At 57.4% G+C, this 19,830-nt stretch carries 16 protein-coding genes; 11 read left to right on the top strand and 5 right to left on the bottom strand.

All coding sequences use genetic code 11. The features are described from left to right. The first annotated feature begins 104 nt into the window (after nt 1-104). The 4 genes from BN1125_RS18940 to BN1125_RS04755 all read left to right on the top strand — a co-directional run bounded on the left by BN1125_RS18940 (nt 105) and on the right by BN1125_RS04755 (nt 2,888). Nucleotides 105-1,031, top strand: coding sequence for a hypothetical protein (locus BN1125_RS18940; RefSeq protein WP_156993095.1), 927 nt, complete (start codon nt 105-107; stop codon nt 1,029-1,031). Nucleotides 1,032-1,161: 130 nt separating this feature from the next. Further along, a complete protein-coding gene (locus BN1125_RS04765) occupies nt 1,162-1,398 on the top strand; it encodes an ECs_2282 family putative zinc-binding protein (protein WP_042010982.1) in 237 nt (78 codons plus the stop codon). Further along, nucleotides 1,395-1,865 (top strand): hypothetical protein, encoded by a 471-nt coding sequence (locus tag BN1125_RS04760; RefSeq protein ID WP_042010981.1) that lies wholly within the window; start codon nt 1,395-1,397, stop codon nt 1,863-1,865. The genes BN1125_RS04765 and BN1125_RS04760 overlap by 4 nt, the downstream gene beginning before the upstream one ends. A 201-nt stretch (nt 1,866-2,066) precedes the next feature. Further along, nucleotides 2,067-2,888: an alpha/beta fold hydrolase gene (locus BN1125_RS04755; protein WP_042010979.1), complete on the top strand. Its 822-nt coding sequence runs from the start codon at nt 2,067-2,069 to the stop codon at nt 2,886-2,888. Between the two features lie 62 nt (nt 2,889-2,950). Here the strand turns inward: BN1125_RS04755 and eno are convergent, their stop codons facing one another. The 5 genes from eno to rlmD form a co-directional block, all read right to left on the bottom strand. Then, the gene (gene eno / locus BN1125_RS04750; RefSeq protein WP_042010978.1) at nt 2,951-4,249 is read right to left on the bottom strand and encodes a phosphopyruvate hydratase; all 1,299 of its coding nucleotides are present in this window, start codon (nt 4,247-4,249) and stop codon (nt 2,951-2,953) included. 89 nt (nt 4,250-4,338) lie between these two features. After that, nucleotides 4,339-5,976 carry a glutamine hydrolyzing CTP synthase gene (gene pyrG, locus BN1125_RS04745; protein ID WP_042010977.1) on the bottom strand — a complete coding sequence of 546 codons (1,638 nt, stop codon included), beginning with the start codon at nt 5,974-5,976 and terminating at the stop codon, nt 4,339-4,341. 141 nt (nt 5,977-6,117) lie between these two features. After that, nucleotides 6,118-6,915 carry a nucleoside triphosphate pyrophosphohydrolase gene (gene mazG, locus BN1125_RS04740; protein WP_042010976.1) on the bottom strand — a complete coding sequence of 266 codons (798 nt, stop codon included), beginning with the start codon at nt 6,913-6,915 and terminating at the stop codon, nt 6,118-6,120. Nucleotides 6,916-6,999: 84 nt separating this feature from the next. Continuing rightward, the gene (relA, locus tag BN1125_RS04735) at nt 7,000-9,213 is read right to left on the bottom strand and encodes a GTP diphosphokinase (RefSeq protein ID WP_042010975.1); all 2,214 of its coding nucleotides are present in this window, start codon (nt 9,211-9,213) and stop codon (nt 7,000-7,002) included. 209 nt (nt 9,214-9,422) lie between these two features. Further along, nucleotides 9,423-10,745, bottom strand: coding sequence for a 23S rRNA (uracil(1939)-C(5))-methyltransferase RlmD (gene rlmD, locus BN1125_RS04730; protein WP_042010974.1), 1,323 nt, complete (start codon nt 10,743-10,745; stop codon nt 9,423-9,425). 156 nt (nt 10,746-10,901) lie between these two features. Here rlmD and barA point away from each other — a divergent pair, with 156 nt between their 5' ends. The 7 genes from barA to galE all read left to right on the top strand — a co-directional run bounded on the left by barA (nt 10,902) and on the right by galE (nt 19,822). Further along, complete coding sequence (gene barA, locus BN1125_RS04725; protein ID WP_042010973.1) at nt 10,902-13,619, top strand: two-component sensor histidine kinase BarA; 2,718 nt, start codon at nt 10,902-10,904, stop codon at nt 13,617-13,619. A gap of 89 nt (nt 13,620-13,708) precedes the next feature. Then, nucleotides 13,709-14,188 carry a YehS family protein gene (locus tag BN1125_RS04720; protein ID WP_042010972.1) on the top strand — a complete coding sequence of 160 codons (480 nt, stop codon included), beginning with the start codon at nt 13,709-13,711 and terminating at the stop codon, nt 14,186-14,188. Nucleotides 14,189-14,206: 18 nt separating this feature from the next. After that, the gene (locus BN1125_RS04715) at nt 14,207-15,082 is read left to right on the top strand and encodes an N-acetylmuramoyl-L-alanine amidase (protein WP_042010971.1); all 876 of its coding nucleotides are present in this window, start codon (nt 14,207-14,209) and stop codon (nt 15,080-15,082) included. Nucleotides 15,083-15,237: 155 nt separating this feature from the next. Then, nucleotides 15,238-15,705 (top strand): Dps family protein, encoded by a 468-nt coding sequence (locus BN1125_RS04710; RefSeq protein ID WP_042010970.1) that lies wholly within the window; start codon nt 15,238-15,240, stop codon nt 15,703-15,705. A gap of 257 nt (nt 15,706-15,962) precedes the next feature. Next, nucleotides 15,963-17,612 carry a hydroxylamine reductase gene (gene hcp, locus BN1125_RS04705; protein WP_042010969.1) on the top strand — a complete coding sequence of 550 codons (1,650 nt, stop codon included), beginning with the start codon at nt 15,963-15,965 and terminating at the stop codon, nt 17,610-17,612. 111 nt (nt 17,613-17,723) lie between these two features. Further along, a complete protein-coding gene (locus BN1125_RS04700) occupies nt 17,724-18,713 on the top strand; it encodes an FAD-binding oxidoreductase (protein WP_042010968.1) in 990 nt (329 codons plus the stop codon). Between the two features lie 95 nt (nt 18,714-18,808). Beyond that, nucleotides 18,809-19,822 (top strand): UDP-glucose 4-epimerase GalE, encoded by a 1,014-nt coding sequence (gene galE, locus BN1125_RS04695; RefSeq protein WP_042010967.1) that lies wholly within the window; start codon nt 18,809-18,811, stop codon nt 19,820-19,822. Nucleotides 19,823-19,830: the final 8 nt, after the last annotated feature.

Here is a 19,830-nt window from a genome sequence, read left to right as displayed (position 1 = left end):
GGTCATGGGTAATCAGGAAGTGTTTTATGGTGCAATGCAGCGGCTTGGTCAGTGCGTTGTTCACCACTTAATTGGGCGTTAGTTTTTTTGCATAGGAGTTTAATTTGCCCCCCGTTTTTGCAGAGACAGCTTTATTTATAAAGCTTGGCGATAAAGGCCGTTGGGAAAAGCGATGTGTCGAAGACGGAACCTTGAGACTTGGTTATCATGATCTTGATCATAATGCATGCTTAGATTCTAACTTAGAAATAATGAGGAAGGCATATCCTGATGATTATGATCAAGGTGCTGCTACACGTCATATTGATCAAGTCCTTAAGTTTTATCATGAGCCTGTAACCACTTTGTGGATCACATTTCATTCTGATAGGCTTTGGTGGTGTTTTGCTCAGTGCGGTATAGAACAGCTAGATGATAGATCAAAAATTAGAACTACCATTTCAGGATGGTCTGATAAAGATTTAAAAGGGAGTCCGCTACATAAAAATAGGTTAAGTGGTAAATTATTATCAGTTCAAGGTTTTCAGGGTACTATTTGTAGTGTTAAAGAGAAGAACTACTTGTTACATAACATTAATGGTACAAATGAACCTCATGTTTTAGAAGCAGAAAACGCCGTATCTCATTTAGAAAGTGCTTTAATCCCAATCATTAGAAACTTGCACCCTAAAGATCTTGAAACACTAACAGACTTAATTTTCCGCCAATCAGGATGGCAAAGGTCAGGTGTTGCTGGTGAAGTAGAGAAAGACATTGATCTAGACTTAATTTCTCCAATTACTCAAGAAAGAGTCGCTGTTCAAGTAAAATCTAAAGCGAATTTGGCTACTTATAATAGCTATCGTACAAAGTTTTCAGATATGAGTGGCTTCAGGAAGTTTTATTTCGTCACCCATTCTCCGAATGCCAGTTTAAAATCGGCCATTGATAATTCAACAGATGCTGAGTTTATATTTTGGGGGGCAGAGGAGTTATCTAGGCAAGCTGTTAGAAATGGTTTGGTTGGTTGGTTAATTGATCGTGCGTCATAAAAAACTAACAAACGCTTCAACACAGGACGCAAAAATCTTGGCTTACGTCACTTCGTTCCTAATTTTAGCCAAGCTTTTTCGCGCCTGTTAAGCGGGCGTTACACGTACAGGGAGCATCGAGGTACACATCATGATCAAAACAACACATGTATCAATCCAATGTCCAGAATGTGGCCATACTGAATTTGAGCAACCAGATAATGTACAAGATGATGACTTCGTAAAGTGTCATGGTTGCGGGTACCAGATCATGCTGGCCGACTTAAAAGAAGTCGGTGTTGAGCAAGCAAAAGAAATTGTGATACCTGAAGCAAAGAAAGAAATTGAAAAAATGCTTAAAAAAGCATTCAAAGGCCGTTTGAAATGAGCAAGTACGAAATCCTAAGCCTATTGATCTCGATTTTAGCTGTCGTTGTTTCTGCTGTTTCTCTTGTCAGAACCAGAAAAATAGCCAAAGAACAGCTTGAACTTGAAAAGGTTACAGCTGAATTATCTCGCTTACAAATTGATTCTCTCAACGAAGAAAAGTCCAATAAAGACAAGCCGAGCTTCAATGTCACGCTGACTAAGCTAGGAAAATCATATAACTTCTATATTTCAAATACAGGTCAAGGTAGTGCGTATAACGTAAACTTCGAGTTAGTTGATTGCGAAGATAGCCCTCTTTGTGGTGACGTTACGGACAAGTTTCCACATCCTGAAATGAAGCCAAATTCACGAGTTAAACTCATTGCTGCAATACACATGGGTAGTCCTCTGAAATATCAGGCAAGGCTTTCTTGGCAAAATAAAGAAGGTGAAAACTTCAATGAAATCCATTGGGTAACCATGTAATGTACGTGTAACAAGTCATTCTAGGTGACGCCTACGGTGCACCTGAATGAGGCGTTAAGTTTCTAAGGAGAGGAGCCAAAATAGGACTCCCACCTTTCCAGCTATCACCATTACATTCACGCCAGTTGCAACCCTCTTACCGGCCACAGGGTGCTTGTCATATACTCTTGTGCTCTTATGACACGCCGGGGAGGCGTTGATATGCAATCACAGACTCGCACCTTTATCGTCAATGACAGCCCGCTGCCCTGCCTGCAGGTCGGTTCGGGCGAGCCGCTGTTGCTGATCCATGGCGCGCTGGCCAACCACACCCTCTGGCTCGAACATATCGAGCAGCTCTCACGTCACTACACCGTCTATGCTCCCACCCTGCGCCACTTTGGCGAGGCGGGCAAAAACGGTCCATTTGGTCTGGAGACTCACGCCAGCGATCTGCTTGCCCTGCTGGAACAAATGCCGTGCGGGCCAGTGCATCTGGCGGGCTGGTCATACGGGGCGGATGTTGCCCTGACCACTGCCCTGCTGGCTCCGGAGCAATTCATAAGCCTCTATCTGGTGGAGCCAGGCTGCCCGGGTGCCCTCGACGAACAGGGGATCGCTGCCTTTATGACCGATGCCGGAGCCATGTTTGGCCCCGTGTTTGGCCAGGTTGGGGAAGGCTTGCTGCAAGAGGCCGTGGCGACCCTGATCGATGGTTCGGGTGGTCATGCAGGCTATTTTGCTGCACAACCGCTCAAGTGGCAGCAGGCGCAGTTGGCAGAAGCCGATAGCCTGCCCAAACAATTGAGCCAGAGCGATCGGCCAGATTGGTCACCGGAGCGCCTTGCCATGCTCAACATACCCACCTGCATCGTGCAGGGCGCAGATACCAGAGCGCTGTTTGCGCTGGTCTGCGAGGCTATTGGCAACGCCATTCCCGTCTGCGAGCGCTTGCAGGTGCCAAACGCCGGACACCTCTACCCCATCGAGCAGCCCGCGCTGTTTGTGCAGCATCTGCAACGCTGGCTCGAACAGCAGGCATAAAAAAACCGGAACCCAAGGGTTCCGGTTTTTCTCACACCAGCCGAGGCTGGCGAGTCAGCTAATTACTGACCTTTAACTTCTTTCAGACCGCGGAACGGAGCTTTGGCACCCAGCGCTTCTTCGATACGGATCAGCTGGTTGTACTTGGCAACACGGTCAGAACGGCTCATGGAACCGGTCTTGATCTGGCCAGCAGCGGTACCAACAGCCAGGTCGGCGATGGTCGCGTCTTCGGTCTCACCGGAGCGGTGGGAGATGACAGCAGTGTAGCCAGCGTCTTTGGCCATCTTGATAGCAGCCAGAGTTTCGGTCAGGGAACCGATCTGGTTGAACTTGATCAGGATGGAGTTGGCGATGCCGTTGTCGATACCGCGCTTCAGGATCTTGGTGTTGGTTACGAACAGGTCGTCACCCACGATCTGGATTTTCTTGCCCAGTTCAGCAGTCTGGTAAGCAAAACCGTCCCAGTCAGATTCGTCCAGGCCATCTTCGATGGAGACGATCGGGAACTTGGTGGTCAGGTCAGCCAGGTAGTCAGAGAACTCGTTGGAGGTGAAGATACGACCTTCGCCTTTCAGGTTGTACTCTTTCTTCTCTGCGTCGTAGAACTCGGAAGCAGCGCAGTCCATAGCCAGGGTCACGTCGGTGCCCAGCTTGTAACCGGCAGCAGCAACGGCTTCAGCGATCACTTCCAGCGCTTCGGCGTTGGATTTCAGGTTCGGAGCGAAACCACCTTCGTCACCTACTGCAGTGTTGTAGCCCTTGGACTTAAGCACTTTAGCCAGGTTGTGGAACACTTCTGCGCCCATGCGAACGGCTTCTTTCAGGGTCTTGGCGCCAACTGGCTGGATCATGAACTCCTGGATGTCGACGTTGTTGTCGGCGTGCTCACCACCGTTGATGATGTTCATCATCGGCAGCGGCATGGAGTAGACACCCGGTGTGCCGTTCAGCTCGGCGATGTGGGCGTACAGCGGCATGCCTTTGGCAGCAGCGGCAGCTTTGGCGTTAGCCAGGGAAACAGCCAGGATGGCGTTAGCGCCAAACTTGGATTTGTTCTCGGTGCCGTCGAGGTCGATCATGATCTGGTCGATAGCGGCCTGGTCCTTGGCATCTTTACCCAGCAGAGCTTGAGCGATCGGGCCGTTTACGGCTTCGAGGGCTTTCAGCACGCCTTTACCCAGGAAACGGCTCTTGTCGCCGTCACGCAGTTCCAGCGCTTCGCGGGAACCGGTGGACGCGCCAGACGGAGCGGCTGCCATACCAACAAAACCACCTTCCAGGTGAACTTCGGCCTCAACAGTCGGGTTACCACGGGAGTCGATGATTTCACGACCGATCACTTTAACGATCTTGGACATGTGTATTTCCTCAGGTTTCGTAAAAAAACAACAAAAATATGCCAAAAAAAGCGGCTGTGGCACAGTGCCCCAACCGCATTTATTTTCAATTACTTCAAATTACGCTTCTGATACTCGCCTGCCGCCTTCACAAAACCGGCGAACAGAGCGTGGCCATCACGAGGAGTTGAGGTGAACTCCGGGTGGAACTGCGCGGCCACGAACCAGGGGTGATCCGGGATCTCGATGATTTCCACCAGCTTCTTGTCGGCAGAGAGACCGGTCACTTTCAGACCTGCCGCTTCAATCTGCGGCAGCAGCTTGTTGTTCACTTCGTAACGGTGACGGTGACGCTCGTAAATGGTCGGGCTGCCGTACATCTGACGCACCTTGGAATCTTCGACCAGGTGGCAGAGCTGGGAACCCAGACGCATGGTACCGCCCAGATCAGACTTCTCGGTACGGGTCTCGACGTTGCCCTCTTCATCCACCCACTCGGTGATGAGGCCGACGACCGGGTACGCGCAATCTTTCTTGAATTCGGAGGAGTGAGCCCCTTCCATACCCGCCACGTTGCGAGCGAATTCGATCATGGCAACCTGCATACCGAGGCAGATACCCAGGTAGGGGATCTTGTTCTCGCGGGCATACTGGGCAGCCAGAATTTTGCCTTCCACACCGCGCTCACCGAAACCACCCGGCACCAGGATCGCATCCAGACCTTCCAGCAGCTCGGCGCCACGGGTCTCGATGTCTTGGGAGTCGATGTACTTGATGGTGACGGAGAGACGGGTCTTCAGACCACCGTGCTTGAGCGCCTCGTTGACGGACTTGTAAGCATCCGGCAGGGAGACGTACTTGCCGACCATACCGATGGTCACTTCTGCAGTCGGGTTGGCCTCTTCGAAGACAACCTGCTCCCACTCGGACAAATCAGCTTCTTTGCACTCCAGACCGAAACGCTCGGTGAAGTAGGAGTCCAGGTTCTGGGATTTCAGCAGTGCCGGGATCTTGTAGATGGAGTCGACGTCTTTCATGGAGATGACGGCGCGCTCCGGCACGTTGCAGAACAGGGCGATCTTGGCGCGCTCGTTGGCCGGAATGGCACGGTCGGAGCGGCAGATCAGCACATCCGGCTGGATACCGATGGAGAGCAGCTCTTTGACGGAGTGCTGGGTCGGCTTGGTCTTCACTTCACCGGCAGCAGCCAGGTAAGGAACCAGCGTCAGGTGCATGAACATGGCGTTGTTGCGGCCCACTTCGGCGGCCAGTTGACGAATGGCTTCGAGGAACGGCAGGGACTCGATGTCACCCACGGTACCGCCCACTTCGACGATGGCAACCTGATGACCTTCGGCACCGGCAATCACCCGCTCTTTGATGGCGTTGGTGATGTGCGGGATAACCTGAATGGTTGCGCCCAGATAGTCACCACGACGCTCTTTACGCAGTACGTCGGCGTAGATACGGCCGGTGGTAAAGTTGTTGCGACGGGTCATCTTGGTACGGATGAAACGCTCGTAGTGGCCCAAATCCAGATCGGTTTCGGCCCCGTCCTCGGTTACGAACACTTCACCATGCTGGGTCGGGCTCATGGTGCCCGGATCCACATTGATATAGGGGTCCAGTTTCATGATGGTCACATCCAGACCACGGGCTTCCAGAATGGCTGCCAGAGAAGCTGCGGCAATGCCTTTGCCGAGGGATGAAACAACGCCACCAGTAACAAAAATATATTTGGTCGTCATGCTGAACCTGAAAGAAGTTTAGGGAATTTTAAGGGGTGCTTCGGGGATGAAGCAGGACGGGGAAACAGTATATCAAAAACCCCTCTCCCAAACAATGAACAAAAATCTATCAGGCTCATCGCCCCCCCGTCTTGCGCCAAATCAACTTTGTTCGGTTTCCTTCGCCTTATCCCAAGCAGCATCGAGCTTTTCGAGGGTGCAATCGGTCATTTTCAAGCCTTCTGCGGCGATAAACTGCTCAACCTGACGAAAGCGACGTTCAAACTTGGCATTGGCGCCCCGCAGTACCTGCTCAGGATCCTTGCCAAGATGACGCACCAGATTGACGGTGGCGAACAGCAGGTCGCCGAGCTCGTCGCTCACCCGCGCCTCGTCCACATCGGCCATCAGCGCCTCTTCCATCACCTCGTCAATCTCTTCGTGGATCTTGTCCACCACCGGCCCCAGCGTCTTCCAGTCAAAACCGACGGTGGCGCAGCGTTTCTGAATTTTGGCGGCACGGGTCAGGGCCGGCAGCGCCTGCGGGATATCGTCCAGCACGCTCTCTTTATCGAGTGCTGCGCGCTCTTTGGCTTTTTCCGCCTCCCAGTTCGCTTTTACTGCCTGCTCGTTGGCAAGGTCAGCATCGGAAAAAACATGGGGGTGACGTCGGATCAGCTTCTCGCTCACCGTATCGACGATATCGGCAAAGTCGAACAAGCCCCGCTCTTTACCCAGCTGGGCGTAGAACACCACCTGAAACAGCAGGTCACCCAGCTCCCCTTTCAGCCCCTGCCAATCTTCGGTCTCGATGGCATCGGCCACCTCGTAGGCCTCTTCCAGTGTGTGCGGCACTATAGTCTGGAAGTTCTGTTTCAGATCCCAGGGACAGCCATTGTGCGGGTCGCGCAGGCGGGACATGATATCGAGCAGTTGAGGCAGGTCGTAACGTTGAGACATGGGTTATTCGCTTGTTGATTCGTACCACAGGGGCAAAACAGTGACCGACCTGGCGGTCGGTCACAAGTTGGTTCTTGATGAAAATCAAAGCCGCTTGGCGCTGATCACGTCGTTGAGCTGACTGAGCTTGGCTAACGCCCGGTTGAAGGCGTTGATGTTGTAAATCTCCAGCTCCATGTCGATCTCGGCGGTCTGCTCGCGCACGTTGGATCGTGAGCGCACCCCCATTACGTTGATCTTCTCGTTGGCCAACACAGTCGTGATGTCGCGCAGCAGGCCGGATCTGTCGTTGGAAAGGATCCGGATGGTGAGACCGTAGCCGCCGGAGTAGTTTTCACCCCACACCGCATCGATCAACCGCTCAGGGTTGCGCCGTGACAGCTCCTTGAGCTGCTCACAATCCTCACGGTGGATAGAGATGCCACGGCCCATGGTGATGAAGCCCTGGACGACATCTCCGGGGATCGGCTGGCAACAGCGGGCGATATGGGTCATCAAGTTACCGACGCCTTCCACCACGATGTGATCCCTGGGCTTTTGTCGGAACGGCACATTGGCCTTTTGCTCCAGCTTCTCCAGCAGGCGGCGATCTTCCTCTTCCGCCGTCGGCTTGTTGTAGCAGGTGTCCAGGTAATTGATCACCTGATTGATGCGGATGTCGCCACTACCGATGCCAGCCAGCAGATCGTCGGTGCTCTCAAGGTTAAAGCGACGCAGCATGTTGCCCTTGTCGATCTTGGCGATGCTGAGGTTGTGGCGGTCCAGCTCCTTCTCGATCAGCTCGCGGCCTGCCACGATATTTTTGTCGCGATCCAGCTTTCTGAACCAGGTCGCCACCTTGGCCCGCGCCCGGCTTGAGCGCAGGAAGCCGGCGTTGGGGTTCATCCAGTCGCGGCTCGGATTCGGCTCCTTCTGGGTGATCACTTCCACCTGATCGCCAGTCTGCAGCGCATAGGTGAACGGTACGATGCGGCCGTCGATCTTGGCGCCGATGCAGCGGTGGCCGATCATGCTGTGGACGTGATAGGCAAAGTCGAGCGGGGTGGCGCCCGCCGGCAGGTCGATGACATCCCCTTTCGGAGTGAAAACATAGACCCTGTCCTCGAACACCTGACTGCGCAGGTCTTCCAGCAGGGAGCCGCTCTCGGAGAGATCCTCCTGCCAGGCGAGCAGCTTGCGCAGCCACTCAATCTTGTCCTCGAAGGTGTTGGCCTTGCCGCCAGCCTGTGGACCCTCCTTGTAGCGCCAGTGGGCAGCAACGCCAAGCTCGGCATCCTGGTGCATCTGGTCAGTACGGATCTGGATCTCGACGGTCTTGCCCTCCGGCCCCACCACGACGGTGTGGATCGACTGATAGCCGTTGGGTTTGGGGTTGGCGACATAGTCGTCAAACTCGCGGGGAATATGGTGGAAGTGGGTGTGGACGATGCCGAGCGCCGCATAGCAATCCTGCAGCCGCTTGGTCACTACCCGCACTGCGCGCACGTCGAACAACTCGTTGAATTCGAGGTGCTTCTTCTGCATCTTGCGCCAGATACTGTAGATGTGTTTTGGTCGACCGTAGACCTCGGCTTCCACTCCCGCCTCTTTCAGGGCATCGCGCAGGGACTGCACGAATTCGCGGATGTAGCGCTCGCGGTCGAGCCGCTTTTCGTCGAGCTGTTTGGCGATCTGCTTGTAGGTTTCCGGGTGCAGGTAACGGAAGGCGAGATCTTCCAGCTCCCACTTGAGCTGACCGATACCGAGCCGGTTGGCGAGCGGCGCATAGATGTTGGTGATCTCCTGGGCCATCAGCACCCGGGTCTCTTCATCCGCTTTCTTGGCCTCGCGCAGGCAGGCGATCCGCTCCGCCAGCTTGATCACCACGGCGCGTACATCCTCAACCATGGCGAGCAACATGCGACGCACGTTGTCGACCTGCTCCGGCGAGGTTTCACTGCGATGGAGGGTCTGCAGGGAGCGGATGGCCTCCATCTCCAGCACCCCTTCCACCAGCTTGGCGATCTTGGGGCCGAAGTCCTCGTCCATCCGCTCCTGGCTGATGAGACCGGCTTCGACGAAGGGGTAGATGATGGCCGCTTTGAGGGTGCCGAGATCCATGCTGAGCATCAGCAGGATGCCCACCATTTCGATGCCGCGCACCAGCAGCTTGCTGGTCAGCGCCTCGTCACCGAGCGTCAGACAATACTGGTAGACGGTTCGCAACTGATCCTTGTCACTGTCACTCAAGGAGAGCGAGCTGACCCACTCCTCCAGAGTGAAGTTGTCTTTCAAATGAATATCGCGAACCGCAACCATGGTATCAATCCTTTAAATTATCGGGCCGAAAGCTATCACTGTCTCCCAGCATTTGATTGTCTCAAATGGGGATTTTGAGCGCACTTTTCAAGGCATATTGTCAAGAAAGACAATAGAGCGCGCCCACAGGCCCTGCCGAACAACGAGGGTCTAGATTACCCCAATCATTTCTGCTCAAACAGCCGTGATGATGAGCAGGACTACCTCATTTACTCCCGCTCAAACAGCGCCATGGACTCCAGATGACCGGTGTGCGGGAACATGTCGAGCATGCCGAGGCGCACCAGACGGTAACCCCCTTTCACCAGTACCTGACTGTCCCGCGCCAGGGTGACCGGGTTACAGGAGACGTAGACCACCCGCTTGGGCGAAAGTTTCACGACATGTCCCATCACTTCCAGCGCACCGGGACGCGCCGGATCCAGCAGCACCAGATCAAACCCTTCCCGCGCCCAGGACATGCCGACGATGTCATCGCTCAGGTCGGCCTTGTAGAAACGGGCATTGCTGATACCGTTGCGACGGGCGTTCTCCTCGGCCCGCAGCACCATGGCCAGCTCACCCTCAACCCCCACCACTTCGCGGGCCTGGCGAGCCAGCGGCAGGGTGAAGTTGCCGATGCCGCAGAAGAGGTCGAGCACCTTGTCCTCTTTGCTCGCTCCGAGCCATGTCAGCGCCTGCTCAACCATGCTCTGGTTGATGGGGCCATTGACCTGAATGAAGTCGCCGGGAGCGAAAGCAAGAGACAGGCCATCCAGCGAGTAGGATGGAGAAAATTGTTGCTGCAGCGCGTCGATGCGCTCATCGGCAGCCTGCAGATAGAGGTCGATCCCCTGCGCTTTGGCAAACGCCACCAGCAGGGCGCGATCCGCCTCATTGGGGCGACCAGTGTGGCGCAGCAACATCATGATCCCCTGCTCGGCCTGGATAAGCTCGGCATGGCCCAGCTCGCGCTGGCTCTTGAGGCGGTTGAGGCATTCGCGCAGCGGGGCAATCAGCGCGGAGAGTGGCTCGGCCAGCACAGGGCAACCATCGATCTCCACCAAATCGTTGCTGTTGCGACGGCGGAAACCGACTCGGGTGCAGCGACCATTTTTGTCAAATTTGATGGCCAGGCGGCAGACCCGACGGTAGGCACGATCGTCACCGGTCAGTACCGGCGCCAGTGTTGGCGCCTTGATGCTGCCGAGGCGCTCGAACAGGCTGACCAGTCCGGCCGCCTTGGCGGCTTGCTGATCGGCGACCGACATGTGCTGGGCACTGCAACCGCCGCACTCGCGGTAGTGGCTGCAGAAGGGGGCGATGCGGTTGGCTGCCGGGGTCACCACCTGTTGCAAGGCGGCATGACCATACTGCTTCTTATCTTCGGTGATGCGCGCCTTGACGATCTCGCCGGGCAGTGCCCCTCCGATAAAGATCGCCTTGCCCTGATGACGACCGATGCCGACGCAGTGGTGATCGAGGGTGTCTACCGTAAATTCAATGCGTTGGAGCTGAGTGGACTTCTTTTGGGGCTTGAAAAACTGGGCCATAAAACTTGGTGCCTATAGGTGGCTATGTCATGATTGTGGAATCTGCAGCAGGCTATTGTCCCACAAGAATAATAGTATGACCAAACACGGTCTGCGGGCCCGCGCCGCCTTGCCCTTTACTCTATTGCCAACCCTGCACATCGGGGGATCAACCGCATGACCAAATACGGCCTTCGGGCGCGTGTACTCGCCTTTACCATCCTGCCGACCCTGATCATCGGTAGCCTGATGGCCGGTTACTTCACCTTCCATCGCTACCAGCAGTTGGAAAATAACTTGATCGACCAGGGGATCAACATCATAGAGCCGCTGGCGATCGCCAGTGAATATGGCATGACCCAGCACAGCCGCGAATCCCTCAAGCGGCTGATTGGCCTGACCCATCGTAAAAACTCTCCCTTCATCAAGTCCATCGCGGTTTTCACCCAAGACAACCAGCTGTTCGTCACCTCGAACTACCACCGGGATTTCACCCGACTCAGGCTGCCCGATGGCGAGCCTATTCCGGATTTGACCAGCGTGACGTTTCAGGGGGACGACATTATTTTGCGCACCCCGATCCAGGCCGAAACGAGTCTTGATGGCTTCCCGCTGCCCAGCGATGTAGAGCCACCGATGATCGGTTACATCTCGATGCAGATGGCGACCGATCGGGCCATGCTGCTGCAGTACCGCGACACCTTCTTTGCGGTGATCATGGTGCTCATCGGGGTCGCCTTCAGTACCCTGTTTGGCTTCCGTCTGGTCAAGAGCGTGACCCAGCCCATCACCAACATGGTGCAGGCGGTGCACAAGATCAGGGAAGGGCGGCTCGATACCCGGGTCAGCGGTCAGCTCACCGGCGAGCTGGATATGCTGAAAAACGGCATCAACGCCATGGCCAAGGCGCTCTCTGAATATCACGAAGAGATGCAGCAGAATATCGATCAGGCCACCTCTGACTTGCGCGAAACCCTGGAGCAGATCGAGATCCAGAACGTCGAACTCGACATGGCCAAGAAGCGGGCGCAAGAGGCGGCAAGGGTCAAATCCGAGTTTCTGGCCAACATGTCCCACGAGCTGCGCACCCCGCTCAACGGCGTCATCGGTTTTACCCGTCAACTGCTGAAAACCAGCCTGACCCCGAGCCAGACCGACTACATGCAGACCATCGAGAAGTCGGCGCGTAACCTGCTTGGCATCATCAACGACATCCTCGACTTCTCCAAGCTGGAAGCGGGTAAGCTACAGTTGGAGCATATCCCGTTCAGCCTGCGCGACACCCTCAACGAGACCATGCACCTGCTCGGTCCCAGCGCCCACGATAAGCAGCTGGAGCTCTCCCTGCGGGTCGATGCCGACGTACCGGACACCCTCACCGGCGACCCCATGCGTCTACAACAGGTGCTGACCAACCTCATCGGCAATGCCATCAAGTTCACCGAGCAGGGCAACGTGGATGTCCATATCGAACAGATCGGCAGCGGCAACCACAAGGTGAGGCTCAACGTCCAGATCCTCGATACCGGCATCGGCATCTCGGAGGAGCAGCAACGCCAGCTGTTTCAAGCCTTCAATCAGGCCGACTCCTCCATCTCCCGCCGTTATGGCGGCACGGGCCTGGGCCTGGTCATCACCCAGAAGCTGGTGCAGCAGATGGGCGGCCAGATCCGCTTTGAATCGGAACTCGGCAAGGGCTCGCTCTTCTCGTTCAGTCTGGATGTGGAGGTCTCGCCCCTGCCCCAGACCGATCAACTGCCGCTGGATCGGATCCGTGGCAAGCGGCTCTGGCTACTGGAGCCGGATCCCTTCGCCCAAGCCTCTCTGCTCGCCCTGCTGACAGAGTGGCAGCTCGACGTGCAGCCCCTGACCAGCGATACCCCCTGGCCCGAGATGAGCGAGCAGGAGATGGTGATCATCGGCAGCAGCACCCTGCATACGCCGCAGCAGGTGCTCGGCCGTCTCGACAGACTGAACGGCCAGCAGCAGAACACCATAGTGCTGCTCAGCAGCCACGAGCCGGCGCTCTATGAAGCGATGCTGGCCCATGGCGCCCAGCACTGTCTCTCCAAACCGGTCAACCACCGCAAGCTGCTGCACGCCCTGCTATCGCCGGAATCGAGCCGCCAGAAGCTGCCCGCCCAGCCTGCGCCGCGCCAGTTGCAGCCGATCAAGGTGCTGGCGGTGGACGACAACGCCGCCAACCTCAAGCTGATCGCCGCCATGCTCAAGGAGATGGTGAGTCAGGTGGTGGTGTGCAAAAACGGCAAGGAGGCGGTCAAGCAGGCACAGAGCCAGCCGTTCGACATCATCTTCATGGATATCCAGATGCCGATCATGGATGGTATCAGCGCCACCCAGGCGATCCGCAACCAGTCCCTCAACACCACCACCCCGATCGTGGCGGTGACCGCCCACGCCATTCCCGGCGAACGGGAGCGGCTGATCCGGCAGGGGATGGACGACTATCTGGCCAAGCCCATCGACGAAAGCATGCTGGCCCAGCTCATCACCGACTTTGCCCAACGCCGCCACCAGAATAACGGCGCCCAGCAGATCGACTGGGCCCTGGCGGTGCGTCAGGCGGCGGGCAAAGAGGATCTCGCCAAAGAGATGCTGACCATGCTGCTGGCCAGTTTCGACGAAGTGGAACCTGTGCTGGATAGCGCGCTGGCTGGCGAAATTGAAGATAGCGAAGTGCTGGCCCAGCTCCATCGCCTCAACGGTGGCTGTGCCTATTCCGGGGTGCCGGGACTGCAACGGCTGCTCTCCCAGCTGGAGCAACAGCTGCGTGACGGCGTGCCGGTGAGCGAGCTGGAACCCGAACTGCTGGAGCTGCAAGATGCGCTGGAACTGGTGCGCCAGGAGTCGCCCCGCTATCTCGGCAAGGCTTGATGAGCTTGGCCTGAACTGTACCGGCCCCCGCTTTTTCTGACGCGAGGGCCGCCAGATGGTAAAGTTGCGCCGTTTACACAGGAGTCAGCATGACCAACAACGATATTCTGCGCCGTCTGCGCTACGCCCTCACCATCAGCAACGATCAGATGGTCGAGATGTTTGCCAAGGGCAACCTGACGGTCACTCACGCCCAGCTGCACAGCTGGTTGATGAAAGAGGCGGCGGAAGGGGAAGAGCAAGAGGCAGGCTATGTGGCCTGTCCCGACTCGGCCCTGAGCCAGTTCCTCGACGGCTTCATCATCGCCCGCCGTGGCGTGCGCGAAGATGCTCCGGCCCAGGTGATCCCGAACCGGATCAACAACAACATGATCCTGCGCAAGCTGCGCATCGGCCTCAACTACAAGGAAGAGGATATGCTCGGCACCCTCAAGCTCGCCGACTTCAACCTCTCCAAGTCCGAGCTCAGTGCCCTGTTCCGTTCCAAGGATCACAAGCACTATCAGGATTGCGGGGATCAGATCCTGCGCAACTTCCTGATCGGCCTCACTGCCAAGTACCGCGACTGACCGAGCAGAGCCTTCGACATGTGCCAGCGACTCACTCCTTCCACGCTCAGCAGACTGGCTGTCGCAGGGGGATGGCGCTGGCGCTGTTTGCCTCCCCTCTTCGCCCTGCTGCTGGGCGGCTGCACCCCGGCCGAATACCAGCTCTCGACCCGCTATCACAGCGCCAGCCAGAACGAGCGGATCGCCTTTCTGATCCTCCACTACACAGATGAAGATGACGCCAACTCCCTGCGCCTGCTGACCGAGCCGGAGCACAAGGTGAGCGCCCACTACCTGCTCCCCCGCGATAGCCACGAGACACCGCTCACCGTCTATCAGCTGGTGCCGGACAGCGCGCGCGCCTGGCACGCGGGACGCAGCCGCTGGCACCAATATGCCGGGCTCAATGCCAGCTCGCTGGGCATCGAGATCGTCAACCTCGGCTATCCAGCGGAAGATGAGCCGCTGGCCCCCGATGCCCGCCGTTGGCAACCCTATACCCCGCAGCAGATTGCCGCCGTCGGCGCCCTCAGCCGGGAGCTGGTCGCCCGCTACCAGATTCCACCGACCCAGGTACTGGGCCACAGCGATGTCGCCCCCGAGCGCAAGCAGGATCCCGGCCCCCACTTCCCCTGGCGCCAACTCTATCTGACGTACGGGGTTGGCGCCTGGCCAGATGAAGATCGGGTAGCCGAGCTACTGGCCAGCCCCTTGCCAGACTGGGCTGCAGCCATCTGGCAGCAACAGCTGGCCCGCTATGGTTACGGTCTGCCCCAAACCGGCCAGTGGGATGAGCAGAGCCGCGCCGTGATGCGCGCCTTTCAGCTCCACTTTCGTGCCAGCAAGGTCGATGGCGAACCGGACCGCGAGTGTCAGGCCATCCTGATGGCGCTGCTCGAAAAATACTTCCCCTAATCCTCATCCATTGCCCCCGTTGCTTCGTACTGTTTGATGGCGCTTAGCTATCAAACAGTTAGGTACAAGCAATTGTCCCTGCATTTTGCAAAGCGTTACTCTGGCTGCGTTCCGAAAGAGAATTTCAAACCGATTTCCAAATCTGGAGGTGAATGATGAAAAGCCCGATTGGTCTTGATACTGCTCAATCACAAGCCCTGGCAGCCGAGTTGAACACATTGCTGGCCAGCTACCAGATCCTCTACATGAACGTGCGCGGCTTCCACTGGAATATCCGTGGCAATCAGTTCTTCGAACTGCACCTGAAATTTGAAGAGATTTACAACGACCTGCTGCTGAAAGTCGATGCGCTGGCCGAGCGGATCCTGACCCTGGACGGGGTGCCGATGCACAGCTTCAGCGACTACCTGAAAGTCTCTGCCATCCCCGAGCAGAAAGGTCTGCACGATGGCCGCACCTGTATCGAATCCCTGCTGGAGAGCTTCCGCGAACTGCTGGTCGCCCAGCGCCGCATTCTGGGCCAGGCCGCCGAAGCCGGTGATGAAGGCACCGCCTCCATCCTCTCCGATTATGTGCAGCAGCAGGAAAAACTGGTCTGGATGCTGCGCGCCTATCTGGCCTGACCCTCTGTAGACGCGAGTTTTGTGGCAAGCCCTTGTTTTGACACTTTGTAGTAACCCTTTGTAGTCAACCCTTGTTGTAAACCCAAGTTGTCTCTCCTTACTATCCCCCTCTTGCCGCCCTGTTTGGGCGGCTTTTTTGTTTTTGATCTACATCAAGAAAAACATAATTGGCAAATTGAATGTCTATTAAGTTTTTCGCGAGGGGAATAGAATCGCCACAAAACAGACAACTGAAATGTCCAATTGGGAGAGGCATGATGTTTTGTGTGCAATGTGAACAGACAATTCGTACCCCCGCAGGCAATGGCTGCGCCTATGCGCAAGGTATGTGCGGCAAGACGGCGGAAACCTCGGATCTGCAGGATGTGCTGATCTACACCCTGCAGGGGCTCAGCGCCTGGGCGCTGGCCGCCCGCGAGCAAGGCATCACCGACCGCGAGATCGATGCCTTCGTGCCCAAGGCCTTCTTCGCCACCCTCACCAACGTCAACTTCGACTCCGCCCGCATCGTGGCCTACGTCAACCAGGCCCTTGCCTATCGCCAGCAACTGGCCGACCGTCTGGCGGCCATGGCGGTACAGGTGAACGATTTGCCAGCATCCGCCAGCTTCGCGCCCGGTTCCGAGCTGCTGGAGCAGCTTGCCCATGCCACCCCGACCGCTCCCAATCGGGGCAAGAGTGAGGTGAACGAAGACATCATGGGGCTGCGCCTGCTCTGCCTCTATGGCCTCAAGGGTGCCGCCGCCTATATGGAGCACGCTCGGGTGCTGGATCAGCAGAGTGACGAGGTGGCCGCCGAATTCCACCGCATCATGAGCTGGCTCAGCACAGACCCGAGCGAAACGGATCGGCTGTTCAACTGCGCCATGGAGATCGGTCAGCTCAACTTCAAAATCATGGAGATGCTGGATCTGGGTGAAACCAGCGCCTTCGGCCATCCGGAACCGACCCAGGTGCGCGTCACCCCGATCCCGGGCAAGTGCATTCTGGTCTCCGGCCACGACATGGTGGATCTCAAGCTCATTCTGGAGCAGACCAAGGGGACAGGCATCAACGTCTACACCCATGGCGAGATGTTGCCCGCGTTGGCCTACCCCTTCTTCAAGCAGTACCCCCATCTGGTGGGCAACTATGGTTCTGCCTGGCAGAACCAGCAGAAGGAGTTTGCCAACTTCCCGGGCGCCGTAGTGATGACCTCCAACTGCATCATCGACCCCAATGTGGGCAACTACAGCGACCGCATCTTCACCCGCTCCATCGTCGGCTGGCCGGGCGTCACTCATCTGGAGGGGGATGATTTCTCCGCCGTGATCGCCAAGGCGCTGGCTCTCGATGGCTTCAAGCACACCGAGCTAGAACACTTCATCACCATCGGCTTTGCCCGCAACGCGCTGATGCAGGCGGCCCCGGCCGTGATTGAGAAGGTCAAAGCAGGGGAGATCAACCACTTCTTCCTGGTCGGCGGCTGTGATGGCGACAGGGCCGAACGCGCCTACTTCACCGAGTTCGCCAAAGCTGCCCCACAAGACAGCCTGCTGCTCACCCTGGGCTGCGGCAAGTACAAGTTTAACAAGCTCGACTTTGGCGACATCGGCGGCATTCCGCGCCTGCTGGACGTGGGTCAGTGCAACGATGCCTACTCCGCCATCCAGCTGGCACTGGCGCTCTCCGAGGCGTTCGAGTGCGGGGTCAACGATCTGCCGCTGACACTGGTACTCTCCTGGTTCGAGCAAAAAGCCATCGTCATTCTGCTCACCCTGCTCTCCCTCGGGGTGAAGGACATTCGTACCGGCCCGACCGCCCCCGCCTTCCTCACCCCGGCCTTGCTCAAGGTGCTGGAGGAGCAGTTTGGCCTGAAAGGGACCACCACGGCCGAGGCAGATCTGGCCGAGATCCTGGCGGCCTGATCGGCACTTCATGTTGTAAGCGTTTGGCGAGCCGCCCGGCTCGCCTTTTTTCTGGATCCGGCTTTTTCACCAGACGTTTTTCGAACCGTTTCAAACCTAAGGAGCCTTGTGATGACCTCTCTCACGCTCACCTGCATTGGCCGCCAACAGAACACCCAAGACGTAGTAAGCTGGCAGCTGGAGCCAGTTGCAGGCAGCCTCCCCCCCGTGCTGGCCGGCCAGTGCATCACCCTGCATACCGAGATCGACGGCCAGCCGGCGTGCCGCGCCTATACCCTCTCCTCCAGCCCGCAAGATGCGTGCTGGCAAGTCACCATCAAGGATGTCGGACTGGTCTCCCACCATCTGCACCAGACCTTGCAGGTGGGGGACGACATTCGGGCCGATGGCCCGTTCGGCGATTTCAATCTGACCGCCCTGCCCTGCCAGCGACCGTTATTGCTGAGCGCCGGATCCGGCATCACCCCCATGTGGGCAATGCTGCGGGACGAGCTCGCCAAGCGGCCAGATGCCGATATTCGCTTTATCCATAGCGCCCGATCGCCACAGGATCTGATCTTCGCAGACGAGCTGACGCAACTGGCCAAGAGCCATCCCGGCGTGCGTCATGCATTCGTCATGGAGCAAGGGCCTGCCACCCATCCCTGGCTGGGCCGCCTCAGCACCGCCATGCTGGCCGAACTGGCCCCAGATCTGCGCGAACGCCATGTCTATCTCTGCGGCCCCGCGCCCTATATGGCGGCGGTCAGCGCCATGCTGATGGATCTGGGCCTGCCCGTCAGTCAGCTCCATCAGGAGTCCTTTGGGCTGCCTGCGGGCGAACCTGAACCCACCAGTGGCGATCACTTCTGGCTGACCCTGAAAAAGAGCAGCAAAAAGGTGAAAATCCTGCCGGGTCAGACCCTGCTGGCGGCGTTGGAAGGGGCGGGTGAAACCATGATGGCCGCCTGCCGCGCCGGCGTGTGTGGTGCTTGTCGCTGCACCACAACGGGTGAGATCGAACGCCAGAGCGTCATGACCTTGAGTGCACAGGAGCTGGAGAACGGCGTGGCCCTGGCCTGCTCCTGCACCGCCAGGGGAGATATCAGTCTCGATTATTGAGGCATAGAAAAGGTTTCATTGGCATCTCAACCTTTTCCAGAGCGTGCAGGACGGGTAGACTCTGCCCCCAGTTTCACCAGAACACGGGATAGACAATGACAATACTGGTCACAGGGGGCGCCGGCTATATCGGCTCCCACACCCTGGTCGAGCTGCTTAGCGCCGGGCAGCAGGTCGTGGTGCTCGACAACCTCTCCAACGCCTCACCGGAGTCCCTCAAGCGGGTCGAGCAGATCACCGGCCAGCCGGTCACCTTCATCGAAGGGGATGTGTTGGACAGAGCCTGCCTGCAGCAGCTGTTTGCCAACCACCAGATCGAATCGGTCATTCACTTCGCCGGGCTCAAGGCGGTCGGGGAGTCGAGCCAGATCCCGCTCACCTACTACCAGAACAATATCAGCGGCACTCTGGTGCTGTGCGAAGAGATGGCCAAGGCCGGGGTCTTCCGCCTGGTATTCAGCTCCTCGGCCACCGTCTATGGCGATCCCGCTTCGGTGCCGCTGCGGGAAGATTTCCCCACCAGCGCCACCAACCCCTACGGCCGCTCCAAGCTGATGGTGGAGGAGATCCTCCGTGATCTCGCCAAATCCGATCCCCGCTGGGCCATCGTACTGCTGCGCTACTTCAACCCGGTCGGCGCCCACGAGAGCGGCCTGATTGGTGAAGATCCCAACGGCATCCCCAACAACCTGCTGCCCTATATCAGCCAGGTGGGTGTCGGCAAGCTCAAGGAGCTGGGGGTATTTGGCAACGACTACCCGACCCCGGATGGCACCGGCGTGCGCGACTACATCCATGTGGTGGATCTGGCCATCGGCCACCTGAAAGCACTGGCGCGTATCAAGAGCGACACCGGCATCTTCACCTACAACCTGGGCACAGGTCAGGGCTACTCGGTACTGGAGATGGTCAAGGCGTTTGAAGCGGCCAGCGGCCGACCCATTCCCTACCAGATCAAACCCCGTCGCCCGGGCGACATCGCCGAGTGCTGGGCAGAGCCGACGCTGGCCCGTGCCGAGCTGGGCTGGCAGGCAGAGCGCGGTCTGGAGCAGATGATGGTCGATACCTGGCGCTGGCAAAGCAACAACCCGAACGGCTATCAAGGCTGATGATCTAG

It is taken from the genome of Aeromonas fluvialis, assembly GCF_000819885.1.
In the GTDB taxonomy this organism is placed as follows: domain Bacteria; phylum Pseudomonadota; class Gammaproteobacteria; order Enterobacterales; family Aeromonadaceae; genus Aeromonas; species Aeromonas fluvialis.
This window is presented reverse-complemented; position numbering and strand designations above follow the sequence as displayed.

Bases quoted from the DNA above. Each gene is read 5' to 3' on its own strand.
- BN1125_RS04720 (WP_042010972.1), top strand. From the start codon at position 13,709: ATGACCAACAACGATATTCTGCGCCGTCTGCGCTACGCCCTCACCATC.
- BN1125_RS04715 (WP_042010971.1), top strand. From the start codon at position 14,207: ATGTGCCAGCGACTCACTCCTTCCACGCTCAGCAGACTGGCTGTCGCA.
- galE (WP_042010967.1), top strand. From the start codon at position 18,809: ATGACAATACTGGTCACAGGGGGCGCCGGCTATATCGGCTCCCACACC.
- BN1125_RS04710 (WP_042010970.1), top strand. From the start codon at position 15,238: ATGAAAAGCCCGATTGGTCTTGATACTGCTCAATCACAAGCCCTGGCA.
- hcp (WP_042010969.1), top strand. From the start codon at position 15,963: ATGTTTTGTGTGCAATGTGAACAGACAATTCGTACCCCCGCAGGCAAT.
- BN1125_RS04760 (WP_042010981.1), top strand. From the start codon at position 1,395: ATGAGCAAGTACGAAATCCTAAGCCTATTGATCTCGATTTTAGCTGTC.
- BN1125_RS04700 (WP_042010968.1), top strand. From the start codon at position 17,724: ATGACCTCTCTCACGCTCACCTGCATTGGCCGCCAACAGAACACCCAA.
- eno (WP_042010978.1), bottom strand. From the start codon at position 4,249: ATGTCCAAGATCGTTAAAGTGATCGGTCGTGAAATCATCGACTCCCGT.
- barA (WP_042010973.1), top strand. From the start codon at position 10,902: ATGACCAAATACGGCCTTCGGGCGCGTGTACTCGCCTTTACCATCCTG.
- BN1125_RS04765 (WP_042010982.1), top strand. From the start codon at position 1,162: ATGATCAAAACAACACATGTATCAATCCAATGTCCAGAATGTGGCCAT.
- rlmD (WP_042010974.1), bottom strand. From the start codon at position 10,745: ATGGCCCAGTTTTTCAAGCCCCAAAAGAAGTCCACTCAGCTCCAACGC.
- mazG (WP_042010976.1), bottom strand. From the start codon at position 6,915: ATGTCTCAACGTTACGACCTGCCTCAACTGCTCGATATCATGTCCCGC.
- BN1125_RS04755 (WP_042010979.1), top strand. From the start codon at position 2,067: ATGCAATCACAGACTCGCACCTTTATCGTCAATGACAGCCCGCTGCCC.
- pyrG (WP_042010977.1), bottom strand. From the start codon at position 5,976: ATGACGACCAAATATATTTTTGTTACTGGTGGCGTTGTTTCATCCCTC.
- relA (WP_042010975.1), bottom strand. From the start codon at position 9,213: ATGGTTGCGGTTCGCGATATTCATTTGAAAGACAACTTCACTCTGGAG.